The 12985-nt window shown below is 52.8% G+C and carries 9 protein-coding genes; all 9 read left to right on the forward strand.

Annotated elements, in window-relative coordinates; genetic code table 11:
- The first annotated feature begins 22 nt into the window (after positions 1–22).
- The 9 genes from JW984_14695 (at position 23) to JW984_14735 (ending at position 12917) form a co-directional block, all read left to right on the forward strand.
- Entirely contained in the window at positions 23–160 is a 138-nt protein-coding gene (locus tag JW984_14695) for a hypothetical protein (protein MBN1574443.1), read from the forward strand.
- 189 nt (positions 161–349) lie between these two features.
- Positions 350–715, forward strand: a complete 366-nt coding sequence (locus JW984_14700; protein ID MBN1574444.1) for a hypothetical protein — start codon at positions 350–352, stop codon at positions 713–715.
- A gap of 267 nt (positions 716–982) precedes the next feature.
- Positions 983–1495 carry a hypothetical protein gene (locus JW984_14705; GenBank protein MBN1574445.1) on the forward strand — a complete coding sequence of 171 codons (513 nt, stop codon included), beginning with the start codon at positions 983–985 and terminating at the stop codon, positions 1493–1495.
- 201 nt (positions 1496–1696) lie between these two features.
- Entirely contained in the window at positions 1697–2602 is a 906-nt protein-coding gene (glyQ, locus tag JW984_14710) for a glycine--tRNA ligase subunit alpha (GenBank protein MBN1574446.1), read from the forward strand.
- A gap of 95 nt (positions 2603–2697) precedes the next feature.
- Positions 2698–4785, forward strand: coding sequence for a glycine--tRNA ligase subunit beta (locus JW984_14715; protein MBN1574447.1), 2088 nt, complete (start codon positions 2698–2700; stop codon positions 4783–4785).
- Positions 4786–4916: 131 nt separating this feature from the next.
- Positions 4917–7601 (forward strand): pyruvate, phosphate dikinase, encoded by a 2685-nt coding sequence (locus JW984_14720; protein ID MBN1574448.1) that lies wholly within the window; start codon positions 4917–4919, stop codon positions 7599–7601.
- Positions 7602–7815: 214 nt separating this feature from the next.
- Positions 7816–8931 carry a hypothetical protein gene (locus tag JW984_14725; GenBank protein ID MBN1574449.1) on the forward strand — a complete coding sequence of 372 codons (1116 nt, stop codon included), beginning with the start codon at positions 7816–7818 and terminating at the stop codon, positions 8929–8931.
- Between the two features lie 456 nt (positions 8932–9387).
- Positions 9388–11310 carry a hypothetical protein gene (locus JW984_14730; GenBank protein ID MBN1574450.1) on the forward strand — a complete coding sequence of 641 codons (1923 nt, stop codon included), beginning with the start codon at positions 9388–9390 and terminating at the stop codon, positions 11308–11310.
- Positions 11311–11378: 68 nt separating this feature from the next.
- Complete coding sequence (locus tag JW984_14735) at positions 11379–12917, forward strand: hypothetical protein (GenBank protein ID MBN1574451.1); 1539 nt, start codon at positions 11379–11381, stop codon at positions 12915–12917.
- Positions 12918–12985 lie beyond the last annotated feature (68 nt).

Consider the following 12985-nt stretch of genomic DNA (forward strand, 5'->3'; position numbering starts at 1 on the left):
CCCCCGTTTCACTGTCTACCATATTGGGTCCACTTCATACTACTGGAGAGGCCTTGCCTATGAAGGCTTGGGGAAAGAGGAAGAGGCCGCTGCTGACTTTAAAAAAGCGTGTACTTATGGAGAAGAAAAAGCGTGCGATAAGTTGATTGCAAAAGAATAGCTGATAAATACTTAAGTTAATTTATCAAGGTGGGTATCTATTCCCACTTTTTTTATTTTGTAAATCGCTACAAATGTTAATATTTTTTATATATCCTCCTATATTCTGAAATAATTGGATTAATAGTTAATGTCTGGTTGATTTCTATTGAATCAACCAAATTCCGTAAAATCCAAGGAGGATGTAAAAATGACTGAAATAGCTGAGTATGTACAGGTTCCAGGAGCTAGAGTCGTTCTTCAATACGGTAAGCGCACACAGGTTTTAATCCCAAGTTCAGCATTAAAAGGGGGTGGAAGCTCAACAATTCCCGCCGCAATTATACTAATGATTGTTGAGTGGATATGGGAATATCTTACTTCCACAGTCGATTTGAAGCAAGATCGAATTCTCGAGGGGATAGATATTCTGAAAACATACATGGAAAAAGCCCCAGGTTTTGTGAAGAAAGAGGATATCAACAAAGAATGGGATACGGAAGTTAATTCCCGTATTAAGGATGCAGGGCTTCTAGCAATGGATACGTACATGCGTACTATGGATTTGTACTATTAAAGTCAAGGTTTAAGAACCCCCGAAGATCCGCCTCTGACTATTTATAAGGATAGCAAGAAATCAGAAAAGGATGAATCAAAGGTTGGTCATAAAGCTTCTGAAGAAGATCTTGAAGTAGAGGTAGTATCGCCCTTTAACGCAGAAACCCTTAAAAGGCTGGAGGACTTCAAAACAGATTTTCAGCCGTCAACAGAGGTTCAAGATAAACAAGACGACATCAGTGCCATAAAGGAGGATATTGAAAAAATCAATGATACCTTGGAAGAGATGAAGGGTCTCATCGAGGAACTGAAACCAAAACAACCGGAGGAGGAGGGCAAGACTCCGGCGGATACGTCAAAGATCGAGGGAGAATTCCAGCCCGCATCCCTTCCCGCCGATGAGGTCAATATAATGGAGGAGATAAGGAACGGCTTCAACAACATCATGAGCGCCTTCGCTTCTCAAGCGGGCGAAGGGAAAATCCTCACCGTCTCCCTCACCGATGAAAGCGCAAACAACATCTCGACCATGATTGTCAACAAGCAGAACGAGGAGAAAGGGGTGGAGCAGGCGGGAAAAGAGCAGCAGGCCGCCGTCACCAACGAAGACCTCGGCATCGAGATCAGGGACTCGAAGCGCTCCGTTAAAAGCGACATTGCCGAGATCAAAAGCCTCCTCAACAAGCTTATCGACGTTATCGAGAAAAAGGCCATGACGTTCGACGATATATACAATAAACTCTGCTTAAGGATGATACGCGAGCACAGGAACAGCACCGGGCGGATGATAGGAAGATGAGAGCAAAGTGAAAAACCGACCAATAATAGTAGACTTTTATAGAGCCGGCAGTAACAGACCGGCTCTTTTTTTGGACTTTTTCCCACCCTCCCTAAATTTTCTTGACATTATCTCCCATTGATGATAATTAATTAAATTTAACCTTACTTTGGGGGAGCTCGCGTTTTTGTCAAGGCGGGTTTTCCCGTGGAGAAGACATCAATGGCAAAAGACTCGGCCCTTACTTTTCAGGGGCTCATCCTCGCCCTGGAGCGTTTCTGGGGGGACAGGGGTTGCATCATCCAGCAGCCCTACGACATTGAGGTGGGGGCGGGCACCATGAACCCGGCGACCTTCCTGAGGGTCTTGGGGCCGGAGCCGTGGAACGTGGCTTACGTGGAGCCCTCCAGGCGACCCACCGACGGCCGCTACGGCGAAAATCCGAACAGGCTCGCCCACTACTACCAGTACCAGGTGATCTTAAAACCCTCCCCAATGGACGTGCAGGAGATATACCTCGAAAGCTTGAAAAGCTTCGGCATCGATCCCTTAGCCCACGACATCAGGTTCGTCGAGGACGACTGGGAGTCCCCCACCCTCGGGGCCTGGGGCCTCGGCTGGGAGGTGTGGCTCGACGGGATGGAGATCACCCAGTTCACCTACTTCCAGCAGGCCGGGGGGGTCGACCTCAACCCGGTCTCCGTCGAGCTTACCTACGGGATCGAGAGGATCGCCATGTACATCCAGGGGGTAGACAGCGTCTACGACCTTCAGTGGGCCCACGGCGTGACCTACGGCGACGTCCACCACCGGGGGGAGGTGGAGAACTCCAGGTACAACTTCGAGGAATCCAACCAGGAGATGCTCTTTAAGATGTTCGACATGTGCGAGGCGGAATCGGCGAGGATGATAGAAAGGGGACTCGTCTTTCCCGCCTACGACTACTGCCTGAAGTGCTCCCACCTCTTCAACCTGCTGGACGCCCGGGGCGCCATCAGCGTGGCGGAGAGGGTGAGGTTCATAGGGAGGGTCCGCGACCTGGCCAGGGGGTGTGCCCTGGGCTACCTCGCTGTAAGGGAGGAGATGGGCTACCCGATGATGGGCAGGTGGGCCGGACTGAAGTGGTAGGGGAGGGGGGTTGAGGTCGACGGTATTTGTGATAAGGGAATGGGTGTTGATCCGGTAAGTACTTGAAATAAATAAGAAACATAAGGAACGACAAGTTGAGTGGCGAACTTCTAATAGAGATTGGAACCGAGGAGATACCGGCGGGATTCGTGCCGGTCGCCCTTGAGGCGATGGAGCGGATATTGACCGATCTCCTCTCCCAGTACAGAATCGGCATCTCGGGAAAGATAAGAACCATCGGGACTCCCAGGCGCCTTACCGTTACGGCTGTGGGACTCGATAAATCCCAGAGCCCCCGGAGGACGGAAAAGATCGGGCCGCCGGCTTCCAAGGCCTTTGACGAGAATGGTAAGCCGAACAAGATGGCGGAGGGATTCGCAAAGGGGCAGGGCGTCAAGGTCGAAGACCTTGTGAGGATAGAGACGGATAAGGGGGAGTATCTCGCGGCGGTAATCGAGGATGCTGGAAGGCCGACCGTGGAGCTTCTGCCCGAAATGATAGAGAGGCTGATCGGTGAGATCCCCTTCAAGAAGAGCATGAGGTGGATGAACCTCGACGTCAGGTTCGGGAGGCCGGTCCACTGGATATTGGCCCTTTTCGACGGCGCGGTCGTCCCGGTATCCTTCGGAAACGTGAAGAGCGGCGACAAAACGAGGGGGCACCGGTTCATGGCGCCTGGGGAGATCGCCGTAAAGGATTTCGTGGATTATCTCAAGAAGCTGGAAAAGGCGTTCGTAGTCTGCGACCCGGAGGAGAGGAAAAAGATCATCGAGGAAGGAGTTGGCGATGTCGCGAAGGCTTTCGGGGGGGCGCCACTTCCCAATCCGGAGCTGGTCGACGAGGTGGTTTACCTTACCGAGTTTCCGGTAGCCGTGGGGGGGTCGTTCCCGAAGGAGTACCTGAAGCTGCCGGTGGATGTGCTGGTGACCTCGATGCGATCCCACCAGCGCTATTTCGGCGTGGTCGACAAAGGCGGAAAACTCCTCCCCCATTTCGTCACGGTGAGCAACACAAAGGCGAAGGACAACGGGGTGGTCTCCAGGGGAAACGAGAGGGTCCTGGTGGCGAGGCTCGAGGACGCAAAGTTCTATTTCGAGGAGGATACGAAGGTCCCGTTAAAAAACAGGGTCGAGGACCTCAAGGGGGTGGTTTTTCACTCCAAGCTCGGCACCTCCTACGAGAAGGTGATGCGATTTCGGGAGCTCTCCGGCTGGCTCGCCGATAAAATCCTCCCCGAAAAAAAGGAGGCGGTGATGGAGGCGGCCTATCTGGCGAAGGCCGACCTCGACACAGGGATGGTCCAGGAGTTCCCGTCGCTTCAGGGGAAGATAGGGAGGGAGTACGCCCTGAGGGACGGGATAGCCCCGGAGATCGCCGAGGCTATTTACGAGCATTATATGCCTGTGGGCGCGAGGGATGACATCCCGAAGGGCGAGATCGGGACAATCGTGTCGCTTTCCGACAAGATGGACACGATCTGCGGATTTTTCGGGGTGGGGATGACCCCCACCGGGACCGCCGATCCCTACGCCCTGAGGCGGAGCGTAATAGCGATTATTAATATCATTCTGGGAAAGGGGATCAGGCTCTCGCTTGTGGATTTCATAGACAGGTCGATTGAGATTCTCGAGGGGAAGGCGACGAGGGGCAGGGATGAGCTGAAGGCCGATGTTGCCGATTTCTTTCGGGGGAGGCTCGCCGTCCTCCTCGCCGACACAGGTTTCCCCCAGGACGTTGTCGACGCCGTATTGACGGTTTCTATCGACGACCTCGTTTTGGTAAAGAAAAGGGCGGAGGCGATAATGGTGTGGAAAAAACGCCCTGAATTCAGCGATTTGGCGACCTCAATAAAAAGGGTGGGGAATATCATAAAGGGAAAGGACGCGGAAGAGGGAGCCGGTGATGTGGACGAGAAGCTTCTCGCCGAGAGTGCGGAGCGGGAGCTCTTAAAGAGATTGGAGGAGGTGGAAAAGGGCGTCGGGGCGTTGATCGTGGAAGAGAAATACAATGAGGCGGTGGGGAAGCTTTTGGAGCTCAAGGGGCCGATAGACAAATTCTTCGACGATGTAATGGTGATGGACGAAAACCCTGATGTCCGCCAAAACCGCCTCTCGATTCTGGGCAGGATAAAATGGTTGTTTATGAATATCTGCGATTTTCAGAAGATCGAGCAGGAGAAGTGATTGACGGCGCGTAAAAACGGTTTTCATGGCTTCAGGGGGAAATCTTGTAAAAGCAGCGGCTAGGACCGTAACAGGGATGAGACAGAAATGATTAATAAAGATTTAGAATATTTTGTCAAGGAGATATAGATATGGCTGACAAATACGTCTACTTCTTCGGCGAGGGGAAGGCGGAGGGGGATGCCTCGATGAAGATCCTCCTGGGGGGGAAGGGGGCCAACCTGGCCGAGATGACAAACATCAAGGTCCCGGTTCCCGCCGGGTTTACCATCTCTACGGAGGTCTGCAGCTACTACTACGAGAACGACCGCAAATACCCGGCGAAGCTCGAGAAGGAGGTAAAGGAGAACATCGCCAGGGTCGAGAAGGCGATGGGGGCGAAGTTCGGCGACCCGGAAAATCCCCTCCTCTTCTCGGTCAGGAGCGGCGCGCCCGCCTCCATGCCCGGTATGATGGACACCGTCCTCAACCTGGGGCTGAACGAGGAGACCCTGAAGGGCCTGATAAAGAAGAGCGGAAACGAGCGCTTCGCCTACGACTCCTACAGGCGCCTTGTCCAGATGTACGGCGACGTAGTGATGGGGCTAAAGCCGGAGAGCGAGGACGAGGAAGACCCCTTCGAGGTGATAATCGAGAAGAAGAAGAAGGAGCTGGGGATAGAGCTGGATCTCGACCTCACTGCGGAGGATCTTAAGGACCTGGCGGATCGCTTCGTCAGGGCCATAAAGGAGAGGCTGGGAGTCGATTTTCCCCAGGACCCGATGAATCAGCTCTGGGGGGCGATAGGAGCGGTCTTTGGATCGTGGAACAATCCCAGGGCCATAACATACCGTAATCTCAACAAGATCCCCGCCCACTGGGGAACGGCGGTCAACGTCCAGGCGATGGTCTTCGGAAACATGGGTGATGACTGCGCCACCGGAGTCGCCTTTACGAGGGACCCCTCGACGGGCGAGAACGTCTTCTACGGCGAGTACCTGAAGAACGCCCAGGGGGAGGACGTGGTGGCCGGAATCAGGACGCCCCAGCCGATAAACAGGGCGAAGAAGAGGGAAGAGTCGATGACCTCCCTCGAGGAGGAGATGCCGAAGCAGTACGGCGAGCTGGTCGGGATATACAAGAAGCTCGAAAAACACTACAAGGAGATGCAGGATATCGAGTTTACGATTCAGAACGAAAAGCTCTGGATGCTTCAGACGAGGACCGGAAAGAGGACGGCCCAGGCGGCCGTGAGGATAGCCGTGGAGATGGTGAAAGAGGGGCTGATAGGAAAGGAGGAGGCGGTGCTTCGCCTCGACCCGGACCAGGTCGACCAGCTACTCCACCCGATGATAGACCCGAAGGCTGACAGGGATGTGATCGCCAAAGGGCTTCCCGCCTCCCCCGGAGCGGCGGTGGGAAAGGTCGTCTTTACCGCCAACGACGCCGAGAAGGAGGCGAAGGTCGGAGAGAAGGTGATCCTGGTGAGGATCGAGACCTCGCCAGAGGACATCCACGGCATGAACGCCGCCCAGGGAATCCTGACGGCCCGGGGGGGGATGACCTCCCACGCGGCGGTCGTGGCGAGAGGGATGGGAAAACCCTGCGTCGCAGGCGCCGGCGACATCAGGGTAAGCTACGAGAAGCAGACGCTCACCGTGGGAAACAGAACGATCAAGAGGGGGGACTTTATTACGCTTGACGGAAGCACCGGCGAGGTGATGGCGGGCGAGATGCCCCTGGTTAAGGCGGCGCTTTCCGGGGACTTCGGGACCCTCATGGGCTGGGTCGACGGGATAAGGAGGCTCAAGGTGCGCACCAACGCCGACACCCCCAACGACTCCCAGGTGGCCGTCGACTTTGGGGCGGAAGGAATCGGTCTCTGCAGAACGGAGCACATGTTCTTCGAGGGGGACAGAATAGATGCGGTAAGGGAGATGATTCTGGCCGACGACGGTGAGGCGAGGAGAAAGGCGCTGAAGAAGATCGAACCGATGCAGCAGGGGGACTTCGAGGGGATATTCAGGGTCATGAAGGAGCGTCCGGTTACGATCAGGCTTCTCGACCCACCCCTCCACGAGTTTCTTCCCCACACAGACAACGAGATCAAAGAGCTTTCAAAGAAGATGGGGGTGAAGCCTGAGAGTATAAAGGAGAAGGTGGAGGAGCTCCACGAGTTCAACCCGATGCTCGGACACAGGGGATGCCGCCTCGGGGTAATTTATCCCGAGATATCGGAGATGCAGGCCACGGCGATCATAAGGGCGGCGTGCGTGGTGAAGAAGGAAGGCGTCGACGTACACCCGGAGATCATGATACCCCTTGTCGGGATCGTCAAGGAACTGGAGCTGCAGCGGGAGGTTGTCATTAAAGCCGCCGAGAAGGTCTTTGAGGAGGAGGGGATCAAGGTGGACTACCTCGTCGGGACGATGATCGAGCTTCCCAGGGCATGCCTGACCGCGGACGAGATCGCGAAAGTTGCACAGTTCTTCTCCTTCGGCACCAACGACCTCACGCAGACGACCTTCGGTCTCTCCCGGGACGACGCCGGCTCGTTCCTGCCGGAATACGTGAAGTTGGGAATCCTTGCCGTCGATCCCTTCGTCGCCCTCGACCAGAGGGGTGTTGGGGAGCTTGTCGAGATGGCGGTGGTAAAGGGAAGGTCCACCCGTAAAGACCTCAAGGTCGGCATCTGCGGCGAGCACGGGGGAGAGCCCACAAGCGTTATGTTCTGTCACAAGGTCGGCCTCAATTACGTAAGTTGCTCCCCGTACAGGGTTCCCATAGCGAGGCTCGCCGCGGCCCAGGCGGTTATCAAGGAGAAGCGGAATAAATAGACATTCCATCCCTTAATAATGGGAAACAGGGAAAGTCCGTTTTAAACTGATATGATCTTGAATTTTGGTCAAAAAGTTGTGATATAATACAGTCCCTATCGGTTAATGGAGCTAAAGGAGATCAGGGGGGTGGGGGGCCGAATGGGTAGAGATCGGCTCGGGAATTAATAAGGGCAGTTATACGTGCTCAATTTAGTAATTGGAGGATTTTACCGTGGCAGTTTCAGATGAACTCACCAAGGCGGCTGTAAAGGAGGAGGGAAAAGAGGGGGAAGAGAAAAAGGGGGACGAAAAGAAGACTAAGGCTAAGGACAAAACGGGGGAGCCTCAGGGCACGATGAAGTTTCGCGGCAGCGGATTTCAGATGTTCCTCTATTTTGTCCTCTTTCCCCTTACGGGCATACTCCTCTTCATTCCCGTCCCGTTTGTTACGGTTTCTCTGAGAAATTGGTTTTTCAAAAACCTCGGCATCGATGTTGAGGGTAAGAAGATAGACGTCTCTTTTGCGGGAAGCGGCCTGGCCCTCCTTAAATATTGGATACCGTCTCTTATACTTATAATTGTTGCGGTTGTATTCCTCTCTCTCGGTCTGTCGAGATCGGTGTCCGGCGTGAAGGGATTCCTCGTCGGGTTCCTCCTGACAGATTTGGGTCTTTTGGTCCTTGCTCCAATCCCATGGCTTTGGGTCGGCAAGAGGAAGTACATAGCGAAGAACCTCAGCGTGAACCTCGGGGGGGTCGGGGAGGAAAACGTCGCAAGACTCTCTTTTAACGGCAGGGGACTTTCCCTCCTTGGATACTCGGTTCTTGCCGTACTCTCTGCGCTCCTCCTTTTCATTCCGTTGCCGTGGATCATCGTGGCGGCGGTCAAGTGGTTTTCCAGATCGACAATCGTAACGGTCGGAAAGAAGGAGTATCGTCCCTCTTTTTCGGGCACCGGAGGATCTCTCTTCTGGTACATAATAGGTATGTTTATTGCTTCGGTCGTTTTGGTATTCCCATTCGTCTTTAAGGGACTTATTGCCTGGTTTGCGAGGTATTTCAACATTATCGGCCTTGAAAAGAGCGTCGAGTTTGAATTTAAGGGGGGCGCGGGCAGGATCTATATTTTGGCCGCGCTCGAGGCGTTTTTTATACTGACCGGCTCTATTTTGGGCAATTTGATCTATATTCTTGGGAAAAGCGGAATCATCAGCGCCTTATGGGCGATTTATGCCATTAAATCGTTCGGGGTGCTCCTAATGTTGCTGATAATCCTTGTTCCGCAACCATTCATCCTAACCTCTCTTTTGAAATGGCAGATCGACAGCACGGAAATCTATATAAAGTAATGATATTATTATAGATTTCCCGTGCCCTTCCCGTGTCTCCCGAGCTGGATCACGCTATTTTTTAACCATTTATTAAAACAAATCAATTAGGTTTTTTTAATTTTTTTCTTGACATCGCTTCCATTTTAATGGTAAAAAATGGATAATAAAAGATGCGCTTTGGCTTTCAGGAAAATAGCGGTTTTTCGCATTTATCAGGGATTTGATAAATTTTGTTTCTTATAGCTTGACTCATTACTTATTTTAGCTTTAGTGAGATATCCCGATTTTCTGATAGCCTAAGCATAATTAATTGTAGGTGTGTTAATTAGAAAGGAGGTGATATTAAGATTTTTAGAGGCGGTCAATCGTTCGTTACGTTCGATTGACTTTTGTTTGTAGCTTTAACATTTTTTGTTAGAGTTTTTTTGTTCAACCGGAAGTAAATTTGGACAAAATTTCATTAGGAGGTAACTAATGAAGAAATTTTTGGTTTTAATAGCCGCCACAGCTCTTGTGGTTGCTATTGCCTTACCCTCCTTTGCCGCAGAGACAACGTTTTCCGGTATTTACAGGGTTCGTTCAGTAATGGACTATAACTGGGATAAGCAGATGAAAGATGGTGCTGGTTTAGGTCCAAGTCATGACGATGCCCTTTATACGGGATACTTCGACCAGCGCTTTCAGTTGAAGATTACCCACACCCGGAGCGAGTTTCTGAAGGCAGTGGTTGTGGCGAGTCTCGTCGACGACACCTGGGGTCAGCAGAGAAACCTCCGCTGGAATAACTCAACGGGTGTAGGAGACGGCTGGATCGACCAGGCCTGGATAGAGGCGATAACGCCTGTAGGCATGATCGTTGCCGGGGCGAGCGTCGGGAGAGGATTCGGCTATGGTCTCTGGTCAAGCGGCGATATGTTCGATCAGGACGGCACGAACAACTACGGACTTACCTATGCTATCCAATTGCCGGTGGGTGATGGTAATTTTATAGGTACCCTGTCGTACATCAAGTATATCGACTTAGTTCAGCCTGTTATCCTGAACGCCCTTGGCGGTGTGGCACCTGCGGGAACCGCTATAAGGACATGGCCGGGCAGGCCAACACTGGATGAAGTTGGCGGCGTGGGCAGTACCAATTACAATATCGACACGGATACCTTTGTCCTTACGGCCCATTACATCTCGGAAAATATCAAGGCGGGTATTCTCTTCCAGTGGGTCTTAGACCCCAGAGCAAATGGCGCCGCGCTTTTGGCCAAGGGTATTGCCAACCAGCCCATATTCCCCGACTCTACGTTTGCCGGTGAAGCCGGTATAGGTGGATACGCGGGACCAACAGCGACCTTTACCGATGGTGCCGGTCGTTTTTATGGAATGCCACTGCTTCCAATGCCTGCAACGGCATATCCGTTAGCGTTAAACCTTGGAGCTCCATTCCCGGATCCCTTCATCAACAATGTAGGCTACAACCTCGGTATCGGCGCGATGGGGATGTACGGCGTCAACGTCTACATTCTCGGCACCTATGTCGATCTCAAGTTCTTCGATGGAAAGCTTGAGGTAAAGGGTGAGTTTGACAGGATCTTCGGCTCCGCCCACTTGAACAGTTACGGACACGGCTACAATGCCTTTCTGAATAGTATTTCGAACGGTACGGTTGTCTGTCCTGTGACACTACCGACATTAACTCCAACATTTCTTGCTGCCACTACTCTGCTTCCGGGCCAGAGAATTCCCGAGAAAATAGGAGTAGATACGGTCAACGCATACGTGGATGTCTCCTATAACACCGACCTGTTTACAATAGGGGCGGCCTTCCTTTACGGCTCTGGTGAGAAGTGGTGGCATCCCTTTACTCAGAGTCACCTTGGTTTGAACAACACCGGTATCGACGAGTTCCGTTGGAGCAACATCATCGTCTCGGGCGGCAGGGAGTTCCTGAACGGCCCCGGCAATCCGCTAGGCCTTGGAAACACCGAAGAGAACGTCACCTCCGTTAAGCTCTACTGGTCGGTATGCCCCTTCGATAAGCTCGACGTTCACGGAGCCTTTATCTGGGCGAAGTACAGCGAGCCTGTAGGCAGATACGCCACGGATACGAACGGAAATCTCGTTGACAACTGGAACGCCTTCTACGGGCACCCCATGAACTATGCAATGGGGAATTATTCAACCCCGACAGGTGGTGCAATTACCCCCGCCGGCGTCAGCGATGACCTCGGTTGGGAGATCGACTTCGGAGTTACCTGGACAATCATGGAAGGATTGACACTTAACTCAGAGTTCGGCGTCCTCTTCACCGGAGATGCATTTGACTACAGGAATACCGTTACCGGCGAGAGGGAAGAATGGGGCGAGATTTACCGCTGGGTAAATACGCTTACGTTTGAGTTCTAAAAAAACCTTAAGAAGTTTGAAGTTAATTTGTGACTTTACCTTTTTAGGTTAATTTTTGGAGGAAATAAATGAAAAAGTTAATGACGCTGGCCCTCGTGATCGTCTTCGTTGCTACGGCCTTTTCGGCCTTTGCGACAGACACCACGTTTTCCGGTCAATACCGGGTAAGGGCTTGGAACGAGTGGAACTTCGACAAGAAGCTTGAGGATGTAACCGCTCTTCCTGGGCACGATAACGCCCAGTATGACGGTTGGTTCGACCAGAGGTTCCGCCTCACGATCACTCACACAAGAAGCGAGTTCTTGAAGGCTGTAATCAGGTTCGACATCGTCGAGGATACCTGGGGACAGCAGAGAAACCTGCTTATTAACAACAGCGGCGCAGGCAACTTCATCGATTGGGCCTACATCGAGTTCACGCTTCCCCAGATCGGGACGTTTACCGTTGGCAAGTTCCCCGAGACTTACGGCTACGGACTCGCCTTCAGCGATGGCGGAACCGGAACCATCGGCCTCACAGGACTTCGCTGGGCTAACGCCTGGGGTCCTGTTGCGGCTTCTGTACTTTACGCCAAGGTGGCGGACAGGGTAACCGCGGGCACCGCAAATGTCTGGTACAACTGGGATGCAAACCTTTACGCCATGAATCTTAAGATCACGCCCGCAGAAAGTCACGTGATCGAGCTTTTCGGCGGATACCTTCAGGACAATGACGCCACTGGCGTAAGCGGCGTTGGCGGCGCTTTGGCCAACTCATGGGCCGGTTCGTGGAATCTCGCCAATAGCCCCATTGCCGTAGGTCCCGGCGATTATAGAGCTGACATTGGCTTTGCGGGTATTGCCTACACGGGAACCATAGCCGATATGATCGACATCAAGTTAGAGAACAGCTGGATATTTGGACACGCAACAAGGCACTTCGGCCCCGGTCTTGCACTCCCGGCTACCGTAGCTGTTGACAGCGCTTCTATATCCGGCTGGAACGTCTACGCGGATGTCTCCTACTACAACGACCTTCTCAGGGTCGGCGTGGCCTTCATAATGGGTAGCGGACAGCACCACTACTGGAACGACGCTGTTTACGACAACGTCAACATGAACTACATCAGCGCGGATGAATTTGGATTTAACAAGATTATTGTTGGTGAAGGCGGCACAAACTCTGTTTGGAGAGCTACCGCTGGCGGGACAATATTAGGAGATCAATGCAGCATTGAGAACCTCACGGCTGTAAAGCTCTACTTTGAGATCTGCCCCGTGGAGAAGCTGACGCTTAACGCTTCAGTTACATGGGCGAAGTGGACCGAGGATGTGGGCCAGAACTGGCTGGGAACCAGGGCGGCTATAGTTGGCGCCAAGGGCTCCGCATATCCGCATCCTGCGGCAAGATACGGCAACTACACATACCAGTCATGGAATGCAGACGACGACCTCGGATGGGAAATTGACTTCGGTTTCTCCTACGAGATCATGGAAGGCCTGACCTATTCGTTAAGCGCGGGTGTGCTCTTCACGGGCGACTCGTGGGATTACGAGAAGGCTGACGGCACCCGTGGCGACTGGGGAGAGATCTGGTCCATCACCAATCAGCTGCTGTATGAGTTCTAAGGAATTCTTAAGGAATTCTGAGAACCACATCTAAGAGTAAAAACCCTCGGCGGGTAACCGCCGGGGGT

Source organism: Candidatus Zymogenus saltonus, assembly GCA_016929395.1.
GTDB classification, from domain to species: Bacteria; Desulfobacterota; Zymogenia; order Zymogenales; family Zymogenaceae; genus Zymogenus; species Zymogenus saltonus.

Coding starts and splice junctions, on each gene's coding strand:
- JW984_14720 (MBN1574448.1), top strand. CDS start 4,917: ATGGCTGACAAATACGTCTACTTCTTCGGCGAGGGGAAGGCGGAGGGG.
- JW984_14730 (MBN1574450.1), top strand. CDS start 9,388: ATGAAGAAATTTTTGGTTTTAATAGCCGCCACAGCTCTTGTGGTTGCT.
- JW984_14700 (MBN1574444.1), top strand. CDS start 350: ATGACTGAAATAGCTGAGTATGTACAGGTTCCAGGAGCTAGAGTCGTT.
- JW984_14705 (MBN1574445.1), top strand. CDS start 983: ATGAAGGGTCTCATCGAGGAACTGAAACCAAAACAACCGGAGGAGGAG.
- glyQ (MBN1574446.1), top strand. CDS start 1,697: ATGGCAAAAGACTCGGCCCTTACTTTTCAGGGGCTCATCCTCGCCCTG.
- JW984_14735 (MBN1574451.1), top strand. CDS start 11,379: ATGAAAAAGTTAATGACGCTGGCCCTCGTGATCGTCTTCGTTGCTACG.